Annotated in this window: 24 protein-coding genes; 14 read left to right on the plus strand and 10 right to left on the minus strand. The window is 61.9% G+C overall.

The features are described from left to right. Positions 1 to 20 precede the first annotated feature (20 nt). Positions 21 to 275 (minus strand): DUF2171 domain-containing protein, encoded by a 255-nt coding sequence (locus CIT31_RS30850; protein ID WP_095521634.1) that lies wholly within the window; start codon positions 273 to 275, stop codon positions 21 to 23. Positions 276 to 417: 142 nt separating this feature from the next. Here CIT31_RS30850 and CIT31_RS30855 point away from each other — a divergent pair, with 142 nt between their 5' ends. The 4 genes from CIT31_RS30855 to CIT31_RS30870 are packed head-to-tail and all read left to right on the plus strand — an operon-like array spanning position 418 to position 3594. Continuing rightward, complete coding sequence (locus CIT31_RS30855; RefSeq protein ID WP_095521635.1) at positions 418 to 1143, plus strand: DUF2259 domain-containing protein; 726 nt, start codon at positions 418 to 420, stop codon at positions 1141 to 1143. After that, positions 1140 to 1655, plus strand: a complete 516-nt coding sequence (locus CIT31_RS30860; RefSeq protein WP_095521636.1) for a hypothetical protein — start codon at positions 1140 to 1142, stop codon at positions 1653 to 1655. Before CIT31_RS30855 ends, CIT31_RS30860 begins: the two co-directional genes overlap by 4 nt. 59 nt (positions 1656 to 1714) lie before the next feature. After that, a complete protein-coding gene (gene purB / locus CIT31_RS30865; RefSeq protein ID WP_095521637.1) occupies positions 1715 to 3022 on the plus strand; it encodes an adenylosuccinate lyase in 1308 nt (435 codons plus the stop codon). Then, a complete protein-coding gene (locus tag CIT31_RS30870; protein ID WP_095521638.1) occupies positions 3022 to 3594 on the plus strand; it encodes an RBBP9/YdeN family alpha/beta hydrolase in 573 nt (190 codons plus the stop codon). Before purB ends, CIT31_RS30870 begins: the two co-directional genes overlap by 1 nt. 16 nt (positions 3595 to 3610) lie before the next feature. On the opposite strand, the gene CIT31_RS30875 is transcribed toward CIT31_RS30870, so the two are convergent. Then, positions 3611 to 4423, minus strand: coding sequence for a VOC family protein (locus CIT31_RS30875; protein ID WP_095521639.1), 813 nt, complete (start codon positions 4421 to 4423; stop codon positions 3611 to 3613). 249 nt (positions 4424 to 4672) lie between these two features. Between CIT31_RS30875 and CIT31_RS30880 the strand changes: the two genes are divergently transcribed. Next, entirely contained in the window at positions 4673 to 5221 is a 549-nt protein-coding gene (locus CIT31_RS30880) for an RBBP9/YdeN family alpha/beta hydrolase (RefSeq protein WP_095521870.1), read from the plus strand. Here CIT31_RS30880 and CIT31_RS30885 read toward each other — a convergent pair. Together CIT31_RS30885 and CIT31_RS30890 are read right to left on the minus strand one after the other, a co-directional pair. Continuing rightward, positions 5218 to 5991 carry an HpcH/HpaI aldolase family protein gene (locus CIT31_RS30885; RefSeq protein ID WP_095521640.1) on the minus strand — a complete coding sequence of 258 codons (774 nt, stop codon included), beginning with the start codon at positions 5989 to 5991 and terminating at the stop codon, positions 5218 to 5220. The genes CIT31_RS30880 and CIT31_RS30885 overlap by 4 nt on opposite strands. 209 nt (positions 5992 to 6200) lie before the next feature. Further along, the gene (locus tag CIT31_RS30890) at positions 6201 to 6521 is read right to left on the minus strand and encodes a DUF1476 domain-containing protein (protein ID WP_029353671.1); all 321 of its coding nucleotides are present in this window, start codon (positions 6519 to 6521) and stop codon (positions 6201 to 6203) included. A gap of 278 nt (positions 6522 to 6799) precedes the next feature. On the opposite strand from CIT31_RS30890, the gene purC reads away from it, so the two are divergent. Genes purC through CIT31_RS30910 form a run of 4 tightly spaced genes read left to right on the plus strand, consistent with a single transcriptional unit; the run spans position 6800 to position 9004 of the window. Continuing rightward, positions 6800 to 7594, plus strand: coding sequence for a phosphoribosylaminoimidazolesuccinocarboxamide synthase (gene purC / locus CIT31_RS30895; RefSeq protein WP_023674725.1), 795 nt, complete (start codon positions 6800 to 6802; stop codon positions 7592 to 7594). A 42-nt stretch (positions 7595 to 7636) separates the two neighbouring features. Then, a complete protein-coding gene (gene purS, locus CIT31_RS30900) occupies positions 7637 to 7879 on the plus strand; it encodes a phosphoribosylformylglycinamidine synthase subunit PurS (protein ID WP_095521871.1) in 243 nt (80 codons plus the stop codon). A 1-nt stretch (position 7880) separates the two neighbouring features. Beyond that, complete coding sequence (gene purQ / locus CIT31_RS30905) at positions 7881 to 8549, plus strand: phosphoribosylformylglycinamidine synthase subunit PurQ (protein ID WP_095521641.1); 669 nt, start codon at positions 7881 to 7883, stop codon at positions 8547 to 8549. A 38-nt stretch (positions 8550 to 8587) separates the two neighbouring features. Beyond that, positions 8588 to 9004: a hypothetical protein gene (locus CIT31_RS30910; protein WP_095521642.1), complete on the plus strand. Its 417-nt coding sequence runs from the start codon at positions 8588 to 8590 to the stop codon at positions 9002 to 9004. 323 nt (positions 9005 to 9327) lie between these two features. Here CIT31_RS30910 and CIT31_RS30920 read toward each other — a convergent pair whose 3' ends face one another. Beyond that, positions 9328 to 9573, minus strand: coding sequence for a DUF1127 domain-containing protein (locus CIT31_RS30920; RefSeq protein ID WP_095521644.1), 246 nt, complete (start codon positions 9571 to 9573; stop codon positions 9328 to 9330). 92 nt (positions 9574 to 9665) lie between these two features. Here CIT31_RS30920 and CIT31_RS30925 point away from each other — a divergent pair, with 92 nt between their 5' ends. From CIT31_RS30925 to CIT31_RS30935, 3 genes are all read left to right on the plus strand, one after another. After that, complete coding sequence (locus CIT31_RS30925) at positions 9666 to 11078, plus strand: aminotransferase-like domain-containing protein (RefSeq protein ID WP_095521645.1); 1413 nt, start codon at positions 9666 to 9668, stop codon at positions 11076 to 11078. Positions 11079 to 11226: 148 nt separating this feature from the next. Further along, positions 11227 to 13467 carry a phosphoribosylformylglycinamidine synthase subunit PurL gene (gene purL / locus CIT31_RS30930; protein WP_095521646.1) on the plus strand — a complete coding sequence of 747 codons (2241 nt, stop codon included), beginning with the start codon at positions 11227 to 11229 and terminating at the stop codon, positions 13465 to 13467. An 86-nt stretch (positions 13468 to 13553) separates the two neighbouring features. After that, on the plus strand, positions 13554 to 13787 hold the full coding sequence (locus CIT31_RS30935) for a BolA/IbaG family iron-sulfur metabolism protein (RefSeq protein ID WP_023674714.1): 234 nt from the start codon (positions 13554 to 13556) through the stop codon (positions 13785 to 13787). 22 nt (positions 13788 to 13809) lie between these two features. Here CIT31_RS30935 and CIT31_RS30940 read toward each other — a convergent pair whose 3' ends face one another. Continuing rightward, the gene (locus CIT31_RS30940; RefSeq protein ID WP_095521647.1) at positions 13810 to 14604 is read right to left on the minus strand and encodes a phosphodiester glycosidase family protein; all 795 of its coding nucleotides are present in this window, start codon (positions 14602 to 14604) and stop codon (positions 13810 to 13812) included. 164 nt (positions 14605 to 14768) lie between these two features. Here CIT31_RS30940 and grxD point away from each other — a divergent pair, with 164 nt between their 5' ends. Then, the gene (gene grxD, locus CIT31_RS30945) at positions 14769 to 15104 is read left to right on the plus strand and encodes a Grx4 family monothiol glutaredoxin (RefSeq protein ID WP_029353656.1); all 336 of its coding nucleotides are present in this window, start codon (positions 14769 to 14771) and stop codon (positions 15102 to 15104) included. A gap of 110 nt (positions 15105 to 15214) precedes the next feature. Next, entirely contained in the window at positions 15215 to 16459 is a 1245-nt protein-coding gene (locus tag CIT31_RS30950) for a multidrug effflux MFS transporter (RefSeq protein ID WP_095521648.1), read from the plus strand. Between the two features lie 13 nt (positions 16460 to 16472). Here the strand turns inward: CIT31_RS30950 and CIT31_RS30955 are convergent, their stop codons facing one another. The 4 genes from CIT31_RS30955 to pldA form a co-directional block, all read right to left on the minus strand. Next, positions 16473 to 16880 (minus strand): energy transducer TonB, encoded by a 408-nt coding sequence (locus tag CIT31_RS30955; protein ID WP_095521649.1) that lies wholly within the window; start codon positions 16878 to 16880, stop codon positions 16473 to 16475. 104 nt (positions 16881 to 16984) lie between these two features. Further along, positions 16985 to 17731, minus strand: coding sequence for a pyridoxal 4-dehydrogenase, SDR-type (gene pldH, locus CIT31_RS30960; RefSeq protein ID WP_095521650.1), 747 nt, complete (start codon positions 17729 to 17731; stop codon positions 16985 to 16987). Positions 17732 to 17770: 39 nt separating this feature from the next. Then, entirely contained in the window at positions 17771 to 18949 is a 1179-nt protein-coding gene (ppaT, locus tag CIT31_RS30965) for a pyridoxamine--pyruvate transaminase (protein ID WP_095521651.1), read from the minus strand. Between the two features lie 26 nt (positions 18950 to 18975). Further along, a complete protein-coding gene (gene pldA, locus CIT31_RS30970) occupies positions 18976 to 19782 on the minus strand; it encodes a 4-pyridoxolactonase (RefSeq protein ID WP_095521652.1) in 807 nt (268 codons plus the stop codon). Positions 19783 to 19828: the final 46 nt, after the last annotated feature.

Raw genomic sequence — 19828 nt, forward strand, 5'->3', positions numbered from 1 at the left:
GCCGTGATTAATGGCCGTGATCAGGTGGGGTCGGATTTTTCTTCCTCGAATGTGACCGCAACATCCGAATTTGCCGACAGCCGCACTTTCTGGCCCTCGACTTCGGCTACGAGGCTGAGCGGAATATAGTGGTGATGCCCCCTGTGGGCGCCCTCGCCGCTGTCGCGCTTGGTCAGCTTGATTCGTTGTCCCTCAACTTTGTCGACGGTGCCGACATGGACGCCGTCGGCGCCGATCACTTCCATATGTTCGCGAATCCTGGCTGCATCGGTCATTGTGGGTTCTCCATTTCAAGCTGCCAACATAAACAAATGACAGCGCGATTGGATGCATCGGCTTTGCGTCTCAGAGGGCACGACGTTTTGACGATGTCGTGATAGTGATCGAAACAACGCTGGCTGCTCAAACGGAAATCCGATGCGAATTCTTGCCCTGCTTGCCGTTTCCCTCCTTGCCCAGTTTGCAATCTCGCTCGCCGCGCATGCCGGCGACGTCGCCGAGCTTGAAATCCTCGGCTTCACTGGGAATGGCGGCATCTTCGCCTTCGAGGAATATGGCGTCCAGGACGGGTCGGGATTTCCCTATGCCAATCGCTATTACATCGACACGGCCGACGACAGTTTTCTCGAGGGCACACCGATCAGGGTGCGGCTTGACGACGAGAACGCAACGCTCGACGCGGCGCGCCTTGCAGCTCGGCAGAAAGGCGAAGCTATCATCAAGCAGGCGGAATTGACCTCGAATCGCGGCATCACCGCCGGCTTCAACCCGGTGACCGAACTTTCGGCCGATCCGTTCCGCATGGTGGTCAACCCGCGGCCGATCTTTTCGCCGGTCGATGATCCGCTCGAGTTCCGGCTCGACGAGATCGGCATGAACGACACGGAAGCCTGCCAGAGCCTCGGCGAGATCAATGGCTTTCGCTTGCTGCGCATCGAAGCGAAAGACGGCGGCAAGACTGAGCTTCTGCACGAGGACAAGTCGATCCCCAAAAGCAGAGGCTGCCCGAACGGCTACCGGATCGGCGCGGTGCAGACATTTTCCATGCAAGGCCTCAGCGCCTATGCCGTACTGATCGCGGTGCGCCAGTACGGCTTCGAAGGGCCGGACTATCGCTGGATCGCGGTGACCGGCCGGCTGTGACGCCGCTCCCCGCCTTACACAACCGCCTGGATCGTATCCGCAACGCTTTGCCATCGCCGGGCGTCGCGGTTTGCGGCGCCCTGCTGTGGGCCGCAGCGATGGGCGCCAGCGCGCTTGTCAATCTGCTGTTGGACGACTGGGAGACCCCGGCAAAGATCCGCTTCGTCTCGCTGCTCTATGCGGCCGGCGGTGCGCTCGCCTTTCCTGTGGGCCTGTTCCTGGCGCGGCTCGTCTCGCTCGGACGGCATTGGCAAGTTGCCTTGGCGGCCGCGCTTGTGTGCCTTCTTGCCGCCACGATCGGCTTCACTGGTGGGCTCTTTGCGCTGCAATACCGTTCCTACTATGCCCAGTGGCATGAACCTGCACTGACCATCGCCTGGTCCATCCAGTTCGTGCACACAATGGCGACGGCGTTCTATCAATTCATCGTTTTGGGCATCCGGCTTTATTTTCCGCTCGGTTTCATCGCGCTGGCTCTCGCCAGCATCTGGTTTGCGCGGCAGCAGCGTTGAGGATTTTGTCTGCCTCTGTTAGGACGCGGGCGAACGCCCTCGCAAGTCAGGACTGACGGATGATCCCTCGCTACTCCCGGCCGGAAATGGTGGCCATCTGGTCGCCCGAAACCCGATTCCGCATCTGGTTCGAGATTGAGGCCTACGCTTGCGATGCACTGGCCGAGCTCGGCGTCATCCCGAAGGAGGCCGCCAAAACCATCTGGGAAAAGGGCGGTGCCGCGAAGTTCGACGTCGATGCCATCGACGAGATCGAGCGTGTCACCAAGCACGACGTCATCGCCTTCCTCACTCATCTTAGTGAATTCGTCGGGCCGGATGCCCGCTTCATCCATCAGGGCATGACCTCCTCGGACGTTCTCGACACCTGCTTTGCCGTGCAGCTCACCCGCGCCAGCGACATCCTTCTGGCCGACATCGACGGCCTGCTTGCGGCGCTCAAGCGTCGCGCTTTCGAACACAAGGACACAATCACCATCGGCCGCAGCCACGGCATCCATGCCGAGCCGACCACCTTCGGCGTCAAGCTGGCGCAGGCCTATGCCGAATTCTCGCGCTGCCGCGAGCGGCTGGTGCACGCGCGTGAGGATATTGCGACGTGCGCCATATCAGGTGCTGTCGGCACTTTCGCCAACATCGATCCCTATGTCGAAGAGCATGTGGCGAAGAAACTCGGATTGAAGCCGGAGCCGGTGTCGACGCAGGTGATCCCGCGCGACCGCCACGCGATGTTCTTCGCGACACTCGGTGTCATCGCATCATCGATCGAACGGCTGGCGACCGAGATCCGCCATCTGCAGCGCACCGAGGTGCTAGAGGCGGAAGAGTATTTTTCGCCCGGACAGAAAGGCTCGTCGGCGATGCCGCACAAGCGTAACCCGGTGCTTACCGAAAACCTCACCGGGCTTGCGCGCATGGTGCGTTCCTTCGCGCTACCGGCGATGGAGAACGTGGCGCTCTGGCACGAGCGCGATATCTCGCATTCGTCGGTCGAGCGCATGATCGGCCCGGATGCGACCGTGACGCTCGATTTTGCGCTGTCGCGGCTGACCAGTGTCATCGACAGATTGCTCGTCTATCCCGACAACATGCTGAAGAACATGAACAAGTTCCGCGGGCTCGTGCATTCGCAGCGTGTGCTACTGGCGCTGACCCAGGCCGGTGTCAGCCGTGAGGACGCCTACCGGCTGGTGCAGAGAAACGCCATGAAAGTGTGGGAGCAAGGTGCTGATTTCCTTGACGAACTTTTGGCTGACAAAGAGGTCACCGCAGCCTTGCCCGAAGCCGAGATTCGTGAAAAATTCGACCTCGGCTATCATACCAAGTATGTCGAGACGATCTTCAAGCGTGTGTTCGGGGAAGCGTGATGATTTCGGCGGCCGGAGATTTCGACTTTCTCGCCCTGCCGGGCCGCGGCAATTCCGGGCCAGATCACTGGATGTCGCATTGGTGCCGGGCGTTCCCCAATTCGAGTCGAGTGCTGCAGGCCGAATGGGACAGGCCCAACCCTGAGGACTGGATCGGCCGGGTGGACGCAGCGATTGCCGCGGCACCTCGGCGCGTGGTGCTGCTTGCGCACTCACTGGCGGTGGCGACGGCGGTGAAGTGGGCGGCCGGCGCCAGCGAAAGCCAACTCAACAAGGTTGCGGGCGCATTGCTGGTTGCCGCAACCAATGTCGAGAATCCTGATCCTTCCTTCGACCTTGTTCGTCCATTTGCGCCGATGCCGCTGAAACGCTTGCCATTTCCGACCTTGGTGGTGGCAAGCCGCACCGATCCGCGCGTCACCTTCGACCAGGCAACGGCCTTCGCCGCTGCCTGGGGCGCGGACCTCGCCGATGCCGGCGATCTCGGCCATATGGGAAACCTGACCCACCTCGGCCTTTGGCCGGCGGGCCTGCTCATGCTCGGCCGCCTGCTGGAAAAGGCCCGGCTCTAACAGGCTTCCGAAACGCTCAGGCCTTGCCGGGAACGGTCCTGATCACCGTGCCCCATGGATCCTCGCGGGTCGTTGCATCGGTCACGTTGTCCGAACGCATTTCGACCCAGGCCAGGCCGGACCGGGACGGATCGCGACGACCGGCGCCGGCGCTCTGCCACGCATTGGCGCCGATGTGGTGGTGGTAGCCGCCTGACGACAGGAACACCGCCGCACCGCCATATTTCGCCACCGTATCGAAGCCGAACTCCTGGTGCCACCACGTCTCAGCATCTTCCGGCCGACCGACGCGCAGGTGGACGTGGCCGATGATGCTGTTGTCCGGCATGCCCTGCCAGCCGGCATCGCCGGCCGGCACTTCTGCGACGACAGAGGGGATATTCATCCGTTCGGTCGCCATCGCCACTTTGTCTCCATTCCATTTCCAGTCCTCATGGCGGCGGTCGGCATAGATTTCGATACCGTTGCCTTCAGGGTCGGTCAGGTAAAGCGCCTCGCTGACCAGATGGTCGGAAGCGCCGTCGATGTCGATCTTGTCGGCGATGGCATGATTGATCCAGCGACCGAGATCAGCCCGGCTGGGCAGCAGGAAAGCCGTGTGGAAGAGGCCGGCGCTGCGCGGATCGTCGGGTTTCGCCGCTGCATCCGCCTCAATGTCGAGCAAGGGACGATTGGCGGCGCCGAGCGTGATCGCGCCGCCGGCGCGGCTCAGTTCCCGCAGACCGACGGCGTTGCGATAGTAAGCGGCCAGGCTTTCGGCATTTCGCGCGCGCAACCCGACGCGGGCAACGCTGACCGGGGTCGTGGCGGCAAAAGGCAGTTCGCTCATCAAAATCTCCGTTCGGGCGGCCCTCGACGAGATCCCCAAAGCCAGGACCCCTGTGCCACCGATCATTGTACGTCGTGTCAGTCCCAAAATCCTGGTTTCCTTACACGGCTGTTTCTTTTCCTGACGACAGATCGTCGATCGCGATCGTTCACACAAGGCGGCAAGAAGCGAACATGGTGTTCACAATTGTGGGCAATCGCACCGATAATCGCGGTTGCACGAAACCGTGTCGCTCGCTACATGCGCGCCATGAAAGTCAGGGATGCAGACATTCTCATCGTGCCGGGCTACACCAATTCCGGCCCCGACCATTGGCAGAGCCGCTGGCAGTCGAAATTGTCGACGGCGCGCCGTGTCGAGCAGGCGGAATGGTCGAAGCCGGTGCGCGAACACTGGACGGCGAGCGTGGCGAAGGCGGTCAACGAGGCCGAACGGCCGGTCGTTATCGTCGCGCATTCGCTGGGCGTCGCCGCCGTAGTCCAGGCAATGCCGCAGTTCCAGCGCCGGGTCGCCGGAGCCTTCTTCGTGGCGCCGCCCGACGTCGCCAATCCTAGGATAAAACCCAGGCACCTGATGACCTTCGGTCCCTATCCGCGCGAGCCGCTGGCATTTCCTTCGGTGGTGATCGCCAGCCGCAACGACCCGTTCTGCACGTTCAAGGTGGCCGAGGACATTGCCGGCGCCTGGGGCTCACTGTTCATCGACGCCGGCGAGGCTGGCCATCTTAACGCGGACTCTGGTTTCGGGCCGTGGCCTGAAGGATCGATGACTTTTGCCAAGTTCCTGACTGATCTTTAGGACCCAATCGAGTCCCTCACGCTCTTCAGCAGGGTCTTTGCCCCCAGACCGATCAACGCATGCTCGGAGCCCATGGCCAGCAGCCGGTAGCCCATCGACACAACACGGCCGGCGATGGCCGGCTCGACGACGTAAATCGCGGCATGCTTGCCTGCCTTGCGTGTCCGCTCGGCGATCAAGGCGACGGTTTCCAGCATGCTTTCGAGCGTCGAGTTGACGGTGGCGCCGTTCGACCAGGCAATCGAGAAGTCCGATGGGCCGAGGAAGATGCCATCGATACCCGGCGTGTCGAGGATGCCGTCGAGCGCATCGAGGGCGGCGCGCGTTTCGACCATGGCGAAGGCCATGGTGCGCTCGTTGCTGTCGCGCAGCCAGTCGGCATAGTCGCCCTTGCCATGACGCGGAAAGGCATAAGTCGGGCCCCAGGAGCGCTCGCCGAGTGGCGGGTACTTCATGGCGGCGGCAAACAGCCGCGCGTCTGCCACCGAATTCACCATCGGCGCAATCACCGCCTCGGCGCCGAAATCGAGCGCGCGGCTGGCCATGTCGAAGCGGCCGACCGGAATGCGCACCAGCGCCGGTTTGTTGGCGGCCAGCACCGGCCCAAGGCCGCGCAGCACACTGTCCTCGTGATGTCCGCCATGCTGCATATCGAGGGTGACGGCATCGAAACCCTGTCTGGCAAGAATCTCGACCGTCAGGGCATCAGGCACGCCGGACCATGCGGTGCACAACGTTTCATCGGCCGCAAGGCGTGACTTGAGGGACATGGGCGCCTTCCTTAATCGCTCTCGCATCGGCCCAAAATCGGCAAGCCCGACGCGAGGAGTCAAAGTTTGAGAGCGTACTTTGTGCGTCCGAATGGATGCATGTCGCTCTAATGCAGTTCAGCCGGAAACAGCTGCAAAGGCAAAGAAAAACCGCCCGGAGAGACCGGGCGGTCGATTGGTCCAGCGTATCGATTGGCTCAGAGCAAGGATCAGGTGTTCTTGATCTGCTCGATCGCCTGCGCCATCAGATCGTCCATGGTGCGGCGAATCTGATGGTCCGACTGGACGACCCCGGCCTCGTCGAAATCCTTGCGTATCTTGCGGAACACGTCGTGATCGCCGGCTTCCTCGATGTCGGCGAGGACCACCTGCTTGGCATAGGCTTCCGCGTCGTCCCCGGCCTTGCCGAGCTTTTCGGCGGCCCACAGGCCGAGCGCCTTGTTGCGGCGGGCCGCGGCCTTGAACCGGAGCTCCTCGTCGATTGCGAACTTGCGCTCGAAGCCCTCCTCGCGATCTTTCATGCTGCTCATGGCATCCCTCCGGTCAAATCCGATTCGTTGGCAGTTGGAATATGTGTATTGCCGCAGCACAAACCAAAAGCCCGCGGGCCGGTCAATATGGTATGTCACTTGCTGCGCTGCGGCATTTCATTCCCGAAAGCGGTTGATTGAAAGGATTTGCCGATTGAGCAAACAGTGCGATTGGGATAGACACCGGCATTGAACCCCTACCGTTGCCGCACTAATTTAGGCAGACGGACAGGAACTGGCCGCTTGCCGCCTGCCCGGAAATCCAGAGAAAAGATCAGATGAAAAATCGCCGCCGCATTTATGAAGGCAAGGCCAAGATCCTCTATGAGGGCCCTGAGCCGGGAACACTGATCCAGTTCTTCAAGGACGACGCGACCGCTTTCAACAAGAAGAAGCACGAAATCGTCGATGGCAAGGGCGTGCTCAACAACCGCATTTCCGAGCACATCTTCAACCATCTCAACCGGATGGGCATTCCGACTCACTTCATCCGCCGGCTCAACATGCGCGAGCAGCTGATCAAGGAAGTCGAGATCATCCCGCTCGAAGTGGTGGTGCGCAATGTCGCCGCCGGTTCGCTGGCCAAGCGTCTTGGCATCGAGGAAGGCACCGTGCTGCCGCGCTCGATCATCGAATTCTATTACAAGGCCGACGCGCTCGACGACCCGATGGTGTCTGAAGAGCACATCACCGCTTTCGGCTGGGCGAGCCCGCAGGAGATCGACGACGTCATGGCCCTGGCCATCCGTGTCAACGATTTCCTCTCCGGCTTGTTCATGGGCGTCGGCATCCAGCTCGTCGACTTCAAGATCGAGTGCGGCCGCCTGTTCGAGGGCGACATGATGCGCATCGTCGTTGCCGACGAGATCTCGCCGGACTCCTGCCGCCTGTGGGACGTGGCGACCCAGGACAAGCTCGACAAGGACCGTTTCCGCCGCGACATGGGCGGGCTGGTCGAAGCCTATCAAGAAGTCGCCCGCCGCCTCGGCATCATGAACGAAAACGAGCCGCCGCGTCCCGCCGGACCAGTGCTCGTCGCCTCTACCGATGGCGTCAAAGGCAAGCCGCACTGAGATTCTTTGCCACTCAACACTTCGAACAGGAGCATGTCCAGCGTGATCAAGGCCCGCATTACCGTAACCCTCAAGAATGGCGTGCTCGACCCGCAAGGCAAGGCGATCGAGCATGCGCTGTCCGGGATGGGCTTTGACGGCGTCGGCCAGGTGCGGCAGGGCAAGGTTTTCGACGTCGAGCTCTCCGAGAGCGACAAGGCCAAGGCGGAGGCCGATCTCAAGGCGATGTGCGACAAGCTTCTGGCGAATACGGTCATCGAGAATTACGCAGTGGAGATCGCCTGAGGTGAAATCAGCCGTCGTTCTTCTGCCTGGCCTCAACCGCGACCGCGACATGATCGCGGCGCTGACCAAGATTTCGGGAACGCCACCGGTCACCGTTTGGCAGACCGACACCGAAATCCCCGATGTCGACCTGATCACTATCCCCGGCGGCTTTTCCTTCGGCGACTATCTGCGCTGCGGCGCCATTGCCGCGCGCATGCCGGTGATGCGGGCAGTGGCCGAACAGGCGGCCAAAGGGGTCATGGTCATCGGCGTCTGCAACGGCTTCCAGATCCTGGTAGAGGCCGGCCTGCTGCCGGGCGCCTTGATGCGCAACACCTCGCTGAAATTCGTCTGCCGGCAAGTCAAGCTGCAGATCGCCAACGCCAACACGATGTTCACCCGTCGCTATCAGCCGGGTCAGATCATCCGCTCGCCGGTGGCGCATCACGACGGCAATTACTTTGCCGACGCCGAGACGCTTCGCAGGCTCGAAGGCGAAGGGCAGGTCGTGTTCCGCTATGCCGAAGGCACCAACCCCAACGGCTCGATCAACGACATTGCCGGCATCATCAACGGCCAGGGCAATGTGCTCGGCCTGATGCCGCATCCCGAGAACCTGATCGAAGCAGCGCATGGCGGCAGCGACGGCCGGGCGCTGTTCGAGAGTGCCCTCGGCGTCGCCGCTTGATATCTTCATCCTTTTTCCGAATTCGAAATAGGCGCCGCATGAGCCCGAGACAGACGATCGCCCGCCTCGCTCTCGTCGCCACCGCCGGCCTTGTGCTCGCCTCCTGCCAATCGAAGCCGAAGAGCGCACCGGCGCCTTTGGGCAAGAGTGCGGCGCTGCTTGCCATGGAACAGGTGGCGATCGCCGCTCACAAATGCTGGATCGCCAGCAAGGATCCCGCCTTCAGGCCCTATCAGATGGCCAATGAGCTGAATTCGTTCACCGGCACGCCGCGCTTCCTGTTGGTCCCCGCCAAGCATTATGGCGCAAAGCCGTTGCTGGTCGTGCAGGCGCAAGGCAATTCACGCCGGGTGGACGTGTACGGCCCGCTGATGGCCGAACCGCTCGGTGCGCGCATCGGCTCGGACATCGCCCGTTGGCAGACAGGCAACCCGGCCTGCGGTGTGGCTGCGTAGCGTGCCATTGACGCCGGAATGGTGATGCAGATTTGCAGGACGAGCGCGGCCAGGCCTATGACCAGACCGGCGATTTGTAGGAAGCGGCCATGACGGCCGATGGACTGGCGCGGGCGCCGATATCAGGCGAAGAGTCCTAACGGCGCCGCCAGCGTCGCCGTCTCGGCGCTCGGCATCACCGGGCTTTTTCTGGTGCTGTGCATAGTCGCCGTACTTGCAGACCGCGGCGTCTCACGGATGAGGAGCCACGGTAACTATCAAGGCACGAAAAGGCGTCCTAAGACCGCGTCTTCTTAAGGATGCACACAAGCTTGATGCATCTTTCAGTCCCAGAACCGCCTCAGACCCTCACGGTGGGCCTCGCAGCGCGAGATGCCGATATCCTTGAGCTGATCGTCGGTCATCTCCAGCAATGCCAGCCGGCTTCGCCGGCGATCCAGCAGGCTGCCGATCCGGCTCGCGAGTGACCTGACCGTTCGCACCAGGCGACGGACATAACCTTGCCGGCCCGACGGACCGACTCCGAGCAATTCAGCTCTCGTGTAACGGATTGTATCGATTGCAGCCATTTTCTTGCTACCAGAATTCGAGATTGTACCCTTTTGTTGCGCAATCCATATGTATTGACTCTCAATTCGGTGCAATATAGAAAATTGTCACCATGACAAATTGGCTTCCCGACCTTACGTCCGGCTCCGGACCCCTCTACCAGCGGCTTGCAGATTCCATTGAAACCGACATCGACCGCGGCGTGATCGATGCGGGGGCAAAACTGCCGCCGCAGCGCGACCTGGCTTATGACATCGGAACAACTGTCGGCACGGTCGGTCGGGCCTATCAATTGTTGCGCGAACGGGGGCTGGTGAGCGGCGAAGTCGGGCGCGGAACCTATGTTCTGGGCCGGCATGAGACCAAGACCGATCTGCTGGCATCCGACCCACATGTGGAAGGCACTCGCTATATCGATGCGCCTCGCGGTAAGTTGCGCTTCGACAGCACGGCTGCGCCGGATATTGGCCAGGGCGCCATTGTCTCCGATGTGCTCTCGCGCACGGCGCAGGACCATCCGTATGAGATTTCAAGCTATACGCGGGATTTTCCGGACCGCTGGTTCGAGGCCGGTTGCAGCTGGCTCTCGCGAAATTCGTTTCGCCCGAGCCCTGACGGCATCGTTCCGACGCTCGGCACCCATGCGGCGGTTATGGCGGCGATTGCTGCGCTCACCACGCCTGGCGACTATATCGTCTTCGAGCACCTCACCTATTCGCAGATTTCACGCAGCGCCGGCCTGATCGGCCGCCGGACCGCGCTGGTGACGTCTGACGACGAAGGACTAGACCCAGAGGATTTCGAGCGCGTCTGCGCGCAAAAACATCCGAAAATGATGTTCCTGATGCCGACGGCCAAGAACCCCACACTGGTGACGCTGTCGGCAACACGCCGCGAGGCGATCGCGCGCGTCGCGCGCGAATACAATGTCATCCTGATCGAGGACGATCTCTATGGCGATCTGACCGACGACCCGACCCCGCTATTGGCCGAATATGCCCCCGAACGGACCATCGTTGCCGGCGGCCTGTCGAAATCCGTCGCGGCTGGTGTTCGCGGCGGCTGGCTCGCCTGTCCACCGGCCTATCGCCACCGGATCCGGGTCGCTCACAAGATGCTGACGGGTGGCCTCCCCTTCCTGCTGGCGGAAGTGTGTAGCCGGCTGGTTCTGTCCGGCCAGGCCAGCGAGATGCGCAATCGCAGCATCGTCGAGATCAACGCGCGCGTCGCGATCGTGCGCGAGACGCTGGCCGGGTTCGACTTCAAGGCAGTGGACAATGTGCCCTTTGTCTGGCTCACCCTGCCTGATCCATGGCTTTCCGGCACCTTCAAGAATGCCTGTCTCGAACATGGCGTGCTCATCGATGATGAGGACGAGTTCAAGGCGGGCCGTTCCGAGCAGGTTTTCCACGGCGTGCGTTTTGGCGTTTCGCAGCCGAGTCGGCGAGAGGACATCGCGGGCGGCGTCGGCGTGATAAGGCGGCTTCTCGACGAGGGCCGCGCCGGATACGACAGTTTCTCCTGAACCGGCTTGAAACCGGCGGGTCGAGTGGCGATCTTTCGCTGGTTGCTGCCCCTGTGGCTTTCCATCGTTTTTCGGCGCTTGATGGGTGTATCGGCCTTCGCGCTTGCGATAAGAGGGGATTCGCCCCCAAGGATATAAATTGCCGCCCATGACCATTTCCAATTCCGTGCCGATCACTCCGGAACTTATTGCCGCGCACGGGCTGAAGCCCGACGAGTATCAACGCGTCCTCGACCTGGTCGGGCGCGAGCCGAGCTTTACCGAGCTTGGCATCTTCTCGGCGATGTGGAACGAGCATTGCTCTTATAAATCCTCGAAGAAGTGGCTGCGCACGCTACCGACCACCGGACCGCAGGTCATCCAGGGACCGGGTGAGAATGCCGGCGTGGTCGACATCGGCGACGGCGACTGCGTCGTCTTCAAGATGGAGAGCCACAACCACCCCTCCTACATCGAGCCCTATCAGGGGGCGGCGACCGGCGTCGGCGGCATCCTGCGCGATGTCTTCACCATGGGCGCGCGGCCGATCGCGGCGATGAACGCGCTGCGCTTCGGCGCGCCGGACCATCCCAAGACCAAACACCTCGTTGCCGGCGTCGTTTCCGGCGTCGGCGGCTACGGCAATTCGTTCGGCGTGCCGACGGTCGGCGGTGAGGTCAATTTCGACGCGCGCTACAATGGCAACATCCTGGTCAACGCCTTCGCGGCGGGGCTCGCCAAGACCGATGCGATCTTTCTGTCGGAGGCGAAGGGCGTCGGTCTGCCGGTCGTCTATCTCGGCGCCAAGACCGGCCGCGACGGTGTCGGCGGCGCAACCATGGCCTCGGCCGAATTCGACGACAAGATCGACGAGAAGCGGCCCACCGTTCAGGTCGGCGACCCGTTCACCGAAAAATGCCTGCTCGAAGCCTGCCTCGAGCTGATGGCGTCCGGTGCCGTCATCGCCATCCAGGACATGGGGGCTGCCGGTCTCACCTGCTCGGCGGTCGAGATGGGCGCCAAGGGCGACCTCGGCATCGAGCTCGACCTCGACAAGGTGCCGGTGCGCGAGGAGCGCATGAGCGCCTATGAGATGATGCTGTCGGAGAGCCAGGAGCGCATGCTGATGGTGCTGCGCCCCGAAAAGGAAAAGGAAGCCGAGGCGATCTTCCACAAATGGGGCCTCGACTTCGCCATCGTCGGCAAGACCACCGACGATCTGCGCTTTCGCGTGCTGCATCAGGGCGACGAAGTCGCCAATCTGCCGATCAAAGACCTTGGCGACCAGGCGCCGGAATATGACCGTCCCTGGGCCGAGCCGAAGAAGCCGGCGCCCCTGGCTGCCAGCGATGCCCCACAAGCGGACATCGCCGAGGCTTTGTTGAAGCTGCTCGGCGGACCCGACCTTTCATCGCGCCGTTGGGTATGGGAGCAGTACGACACGCTGATTCAGGGCAATTCGCTGCAGCTTCCGGGCGGCGATGCCGGCGTGGTGCGCGTAGAAGGTCATCCGACCAAAGCGCTCGCCTTCTCGTCCGACGTGACGCCGCGCTATTGTGAGGCCGACCCTTACGAGGGTGGCAAGCAGGCGGTGGCCGAATGCTGGCGCAACCTTACCGCCACCGGCGCCCTGCCGCTCGCGGCCACCGACAATCTCAATTTCGGCAATCCGGAACGGCCCGAGATCATGGGCCAGTTGGTCGGCGCCGTGAAAGGCATTGGCGACGCCTGCCGTGCTCTCGGCTTTCCGATCGTCTCCGGCAATGTCTCGCTGTACAACGAAACCAACGGGCAAGGCATCTTGCCGACGCCGACCATCGGCGGCGTCGGACTGATCGCCGACTGGTCCAAGATGGCACGGATCGGCTTTGCCGCCGAGGGCCAGATGATCCTGCTGGTCGGCGCGCCGTCCATGTGGGGAACGCATCTCGCGCAGTCGGCCTACATGCGCGACATTCATGGCCGCACCGACGGCCCGCCGCCGCCGGTCGACCTCGACCATGAAAAGCGCGTCGGCGACCACGTACGCGCCCTAATCGCCTCCGGCGTCGTTACCGCTGCACATGACGTTTCCGATGGTGGCATTGCGGTCGCGCTGGCCGAGATGGCGATGGCGTCCGGCATCGGCGCGACTGTCCCCGGCCTGGTCGGGACCGATCCGATCCCGGTCTGGTTCGGCGAGGATCAGGGCCGCTATCTCTTGACGCTGTCGATCGATCCGCAGAGCGATGAATGGGATGCAATTCGCGAGCAGCAAAGTAAGCTCGGCATCTTTGCGCCGTGGATCGGCTCGACCGGCGGTAGTGACCTGAAACTCGGCGAGGCACGGGCGATCCCTGTCGGCGAATTGACCGCTGCCCACGAATCCTGGTTTCCTCGCTTCATGGGAGATGAGCTCGTGGACCCGTGATATGATCGAGTGGGGACGTTTTGGCGTGGTCCATCCGCCATTTCGATCATATTTATGAGATCACGACCTGAACAAGGAATCCTCGCATGGCAATGGATGCGCACGACATCGAACGGCTAATCAAGGAAGGCATTCCGGACGCCAAGGTGACGATTCGCGACCTGGCCGGCGACGGTGACCATTATGCGGCCGAGGTGGTGGCCGAGAGCTTTCGCGGAAAAAGCCGCGTCCAGCAGCATCAGATGGTCTATGACGCATTGAAGGGCAATATGGGCGGCGTGCTGCACGCGCTCGCTTTGCAGACCAGCGTGCCGGACTGAGGGTTTCGCCTCCAACCCCTCGTCACTTTTTCGCCGAGACGGCAATGATCGGCCCTGCAGGATAGTTTCCGCCGACGATCATCCTCTCGCCATTCGACAGCGCCGAAACCACGCCGTCGAAGAAAAGTGCGTTGGGGCAATGCAGCGCATCACGGAACAGGCGTGCAAAGCTGCCGAGACTGACTTGCGAGCGTGAGATCGCCAGCACGACCGTGTCTTCGTCACGCACGCCGACGCCATTGCGGATGTGACGCGACGTGCCGTTCGCCTCGAAGCGAGGATGAAGCCGGCCGTCGATCACCAGCATCGGGCCGGATTGCGTGGCGAACCCCACGTCCGGCTTGGCGGCGGCATAGGCGTTCGTTTCCATGACCGCCGCCAAGCCGTCGTTCCGAACCAGGAACACGCCATTCGGCTTCAGGAAGAAATTGCCTTCGCTATCAGCGAGGTTGAGCGGCGCCATCTCGCGACCATTTTCGACGAGGAGGCCGACCGGCGTCAGGTCCTCATGATACATGCCGGCGTTCATGGCGAGCAGCACCGGCCTGCCCTCGCCCGACATCGCCCTGTCGAATTTGTCCAGCGAGCCGAAGACCTTGCCGTCTGCGCCGGCGTGGAAGACAGCAACGTCGTAGCTGCGAAGATCGATCTCGCAGACGATATAGGGGATCGCCTCGAAATTCAGGTCCCGGCATGGCCCGGGCAGTTTGCCGCCGACGGTGACAGGCGGATGCTCCGATGGCCTGAACCACCAGATCAAGGCCAGCACAACGAGCAGAACACCAATCAGGATTGCCGCGCTAAGTCGCCTTTTCATCGCTTCCTTGGGGAAATAGCTGGCCGATGCTCTTGGCCCAATATCAGGCCATCCTTTGCGCCATTTGCGTGACGATGCGGCAAACGTCTTGTTTCGGGCAACCTATGGGTTTATTTGAAGGGCATGTTTCGAGCCCGACTCTCGCGGGCATGAAAGGATTCTCCATGAGCGGTATCAACGACTACATCGACAGCGAAGTGAAGGGCAACGACGTCGTTCTCTTCATGAAGGGCACGCCCGGTTTCCCGCAATGCGGATTTTCCGGTCAGGTCGTGCAGATCCTCGACTACATCGGGGCCGACTACAAGGGCGTGGACGTGCTGACCTCGGCCGAGCTGCGGCAAGGTATCAAGGAATACTCCAACTGGCCGACGATTCCTCAGCTCTACGTCAAGGGTGAATTCGTTGGCGGCTGCGACATCATCCGCGAGATGTTCCAGGCAGGCGAACTTCAGACGTTCCTCGTCGAAAAGGGCGTGAGCGTCAAAGGCGCCGCCTGACGAGCACGTCGGCCACTTCGACAAGCTGATTACCTCCCCGATGTCGGGGTACAAGACGAATGGATGCGCCGGTGCGCCGGCGCTTTTTCGTTTGAAGATCGGACTTTGCCGTGGATCAGCATGCACAAGCGCCGCAACAGGCAGGTACCTTGCCTATTCCGCGCTGGGAATTCATCGCTCTGTGCGCGGCATTGATGGCGCTCAACTCGCTGGCCATCGACATCATGCTGCCGGCGCTGCAGCAGATCGGCGCCTCGCTGGGTGTGGAGAATGAAAACCACCGCCAATATGTGATTGCCGCTTATATTCTGGGCTTTGGCGGTGGACAGCTCTTCTTCGGACCGATCTCGGACCGCTTCGGGCGCCGTGCTCCGCTCGTTGTCGGGCTGGTGATCTATGTCGCGGCAGCGGGTGCGGCGGCAATTGCCCCGACATTCGCCATCCTTATCCTGTGCAGGGTGGTGCAAGGCATCGGCGCGGCGGCCACACGCGTCATCGCCGTCTCGATCGTGCGCGACACTTTCGACGGCCGGCGCATGGCCGAAGTCATGTCGCTGATCTTCATGGTTTTCATGGCAATTCCGGTGGTGGCCCCCGGCATCGGCCAGTTCATCATGCTGTTCGCGACCTGGCACGTGATCTTCATCACCATGGCGGCCGGGGCACTGATCGTGTCGGCCTGGGCGCTGCTGCGCTTGCCCGAAACGCTGCATCCCGAATATCGCAGGGCGCTGACGGCCGAATCCATCATCGGCGGCTTCCGCATCGTGCTGACCAATCGCATGGCACTTTGCTATGCCTTTGCCAGCACTTTTGCCTTCGGCGCGATGTTTGGCTTCATCAACTCGGCGCAGCAGATCTATGTCGGCGTCTTTGGCGTCGGCGAGATGTTCCCGGTGATTTTTGCAGGGATCGCCGGCGTGCTCGCCTTTTCGAACTATCTGAATTCGCGCCTTGTCGGCCGCATCGGCATGCGCAGATTGTCGCAGAGCGCGCTGCTCTTGTTTCTGGCCATCAGCCTCGCCTGGCTGATCGTTTCCATCCAAATGAAGATGCCGCTCTGGCTTTTCATCACCTTCTTTGCCTGCGCGATGGTCCCGTTCGGCGCACTCGGCGCGAATTTCAACGCGCTCGCCATGGAGCCGCTCGGCCAACTGGCCGGCACGGCATCGTCCATTCTGGGTTTCATGCAGACCTTCCTCGGCGGCCTGCTCGGCACGCTGATCGGCCAAGCCTTCAACGGCACGGTGACGCCCTTGGCCGCCGGATTCTGCAGCGTGTCGCTTGGCGCATTGGTGATGGTGCTGATCGCCGAGCGCGGCAAATTCTTCCAGCCGCAAAACCAGCCGGTTTAATGCCGGACGCGCTTTAGGATGCACTCCCACTCGCTGCTGTGAAGCGAGGGAACAGCATACGCCCTGCGATCGCTTCACCCATGCTGTCCGAAACGGGCAGTGGCAGAGCCTTGTCGAGAGCCTCGAGGACGGAAGCCACGAAGGCCCGGTTGAGCGTGGCATCATCCCCTAGACGCGAGTAGGTGGCGCGAGGCTTGCCGATAAGTGTGCCGTTTCGGCGAATTGAGAACTGCAGCGTCAGGGTCATGCCCGCGGTTCCGGGCGGCGGCTCCCAACAGGCGACGATCGCGGAGAACATCTCGTTTATGGTGTCGACGGGATCGGGACTGCGACATGCGCGTTCCTGCGATCTTGCCTCGTTCGGCCCGGCAACCATAGCAAGGGCAAGGGCCAGTGCGACAATTGCGGACCGAGGTTTCATTTCGGGTCTCCGGTTTTGCGCCGACAAATGTAATGTAAGCGAATTTTTTGACGAAAGCCTCCATCGATATCAGCCCGTCGTATCCATTCAGACGCGATGCGCTTTTAGTAACGCACCATGCCGGCGTCGACATTCAGCGTCTGGCCGGTGATCCAGCGCGCATCATCCGAGGCCAAGAACGACACCACGTCGGCGATATGTTCCGGCTGGCCCTTCCCCTTCATCGCCTGCAGCATCTCGACGAAGCCGAACGCCTCGTTGTGCGGGCTCGCCTTGACGCCATCGCTCTCGATTAGGCCCGGCGTCACCGCGTTGGCGGTGATATTGTATTTGCCGAGCTCTGTGGCGAGCGCTCTGGTGAAACCGATGACGCCGCCCTTGGCCGCGACATAGGCTGCCATGTTCGGCGTGCCGGCAAAGAAGGTGTTGGAGGCGATGCTGATCACCCGGCCGGCCTTGCCCGCTGCACGCATCTGGTCCGTTCCTGCGCGGCTGACGATAAAGGTGCCGGTCAGATTGACGTCGATGATCTTGCGCCAATGGTCGAGATCGACATCGTCCCAGGCGACGAACGGCACGATGCTGGCATTGTTGACCAGAATATCGATGCCCCCGGTCAGCGCCTCGATCTCGGCGAAGAGTGCCTTGACCGATGCAGGATCGGAAATGTCGGCGGCGATCGCCTTCGCTTTTCCGCCGATCGACCCGGCCGCGGTTTCGGCGCCTTCCGCGTTGATGTCGCTGACGATGACGGTCGCGCCATCGGCGGCCAACCGCGCGGCGATCGCCTTGCCGATGCCTTGTGCGGCCCCGGTAACCAGGGCGGTCTTTCCCGCAAGCCGTTCAGTCATGAAAACGCTCCCTCAATTGTGATCTGGTGATTTTCTGGTTCACGCGTCGGCGTCGATAATGGCCAGCGCCGCGTCGATGCCTTTGCCGACCGCGAGTTCCTGGCCTAAAGCATTCATCGCGCCGCCAAGTGCCGTCAGCGCCGCGATTGCAAAGATCGGCTGGGCGGTCGGGCCCATATGGCCGATACGTGTCAGCTTGCCCAATGTTTCGCCGCGGCCCGACGAAAACACCACGCCGTAGCGGGCGCGCGCCGCCTGGCGAAGCGCCTTCTCATCAATGTCTTCTGGCGTCCGGACGGCAGTCGTGGTTGGCGATGCGATATTGTCGCTGGCGGCCCAGATCGACAGACCCATGGCGGCGACGCCCGCGCGCATGGCCCTGGCGGTCAGCGCGTGGCGCGCCCACACCGCTGCCGGTCCCTCGTTGAGGTAGAGGTCGAGCGCGACGTCGAGCCCGTTCATCTCTGCGACGGACGGCGTGAAGGGAAACGGCTTGTCCTTCGACCAAGCATGCTCCCAGTCGACGATGCTGAGCATCGACGCGCGTGGCGCCAGTGGATTTGCCTTCATCTTGGCCCAGGCGCGCTCGCTGACGCCCATCATCGTGAGGCCGGGAGGCGCGCCGAGGCATTTGTTCGGGCCGGTGACGTAGATGTCGGCCTTGCAATCCTCAGGATGCGTTTTCATGCCGCCGAAGGACGAAACGGCATCGACGATCAGATAAGCGCCATGCGCCGAGACCAGTGCGCCGATGGCGTCGATCGGGTTGATGGTGCCCGACGGCGTATCGTGGTGGCAGACGGAAACGATGGTGATTTCCGGATGCGCTTCCAGCATTGCCGCAACCGCCTGCGGGTCGATCGCCTCGTTGTAGGGCACCTCGATTTCGAGGAGTTGCGGCGAATAGCGCTTCGCCCAATAGCCAAACCCCTTGCCGTAGACACCGGAGGCAAGGTTGAGCACGACGTCGTCAGGCGTGATCAGAGAGGCTGCGGCCGCCTCTAGGCCAAGAACCGGCTCGCCATGGAGAATGACCGGCCTGTTCGACAGCCGCATTGCCTTCTGCGCCTTGTCGACCACACCCTCGTAAAAGAGCTGGAACGCTGGGTCGTAGTCGTAGAGCACGGTGCGGCCAAGGCCGCGCAGCACACCGGGATAAGCGTTCACCGGCCCCGCGGTGAGCGTGATGACCGGTTCGGCGTGTTCGAGATAGCGCATGGTCTTTGTCTCCGCATTGACGGCGGTCAGCCGTAGAACTGCGTGCCGATCCGATAGGTCTTGAAGTTTTCCATGTCGTGCGAATACATCAGCTCGGCCCCATAATCCTCGGCGAGCTTCTTCACCTTGCGCATCGAGTTGACACCCGCCACTGGGTCGATGTGGAAGGCCGCCTGGCACAGCGTTTCAAGGCTCTTCTGCGTGTAGGCCGCATCGATGGTGAACATGATCGGCTTGCGCTTGGGAAACTCCACCAGCAGGCTGTAATGGCCGATCGAATGGCCGGGCGTCGAGATCAATTTGACCCCCCTGGCAAGCTCGACATCGCCGTCAATGCCCTCAAAGGTCGAGTTAGCCCGCGTCGTGCCTTCCAGCAATTGCGCGGTTGCGCCACGCGCTTCTGCAGCCTCCGCCGAAAAGCTCAGATCGGAATAGCCGAGATGCTCGAAAGGCTGGGGATTGCAGGCCTGCGGCACCTCGGTGCGATGGCAGATTTTCTTGGCATGCGGGAAATACTTGTTGCCGCCGCAATGGTCGAAGTGGAAATGCGAGTTGACAACGACGTCGATATCCTTCGGCTCGAGACCAAGCAGCGCCAGGGCGCCGGGAATTGTCTGGTGCTTTTCCTGAATCGGCTTTTCGAAGGGCAGCACTTTCATGACGTGATCGTAGTCGTAGCCGGTGTCGATGAGGAACCGGCCCTCAGCATGCTCGATCAGAATCGAATAGACGGGAAAGCGCACTTCGCCGCCGGGGCCGCGATTCCAGAACACGTGATAGCCGTCGAGCACGAGCGAACCTCCGTCGAGCAGGTAGACCTTGGTATCCGACATTTTTGTCTCCTCTTTTGGCGCGGGTCCCGTCCGCGCATGAATTGCC

Origin of the sequence: Mesorhizobium wenxiniae (genome assembly GCF_002284535.1) — a bacterium.
In the GTDB taxonomy this organism is placed as follows: domain Bacteria; phylum Pseudomonadota; class Alphaproteobacteria; order Rhizobiales; family Rhizobiaceae; genus Mesorhizobium; species Mesorhizobium wenxiniae.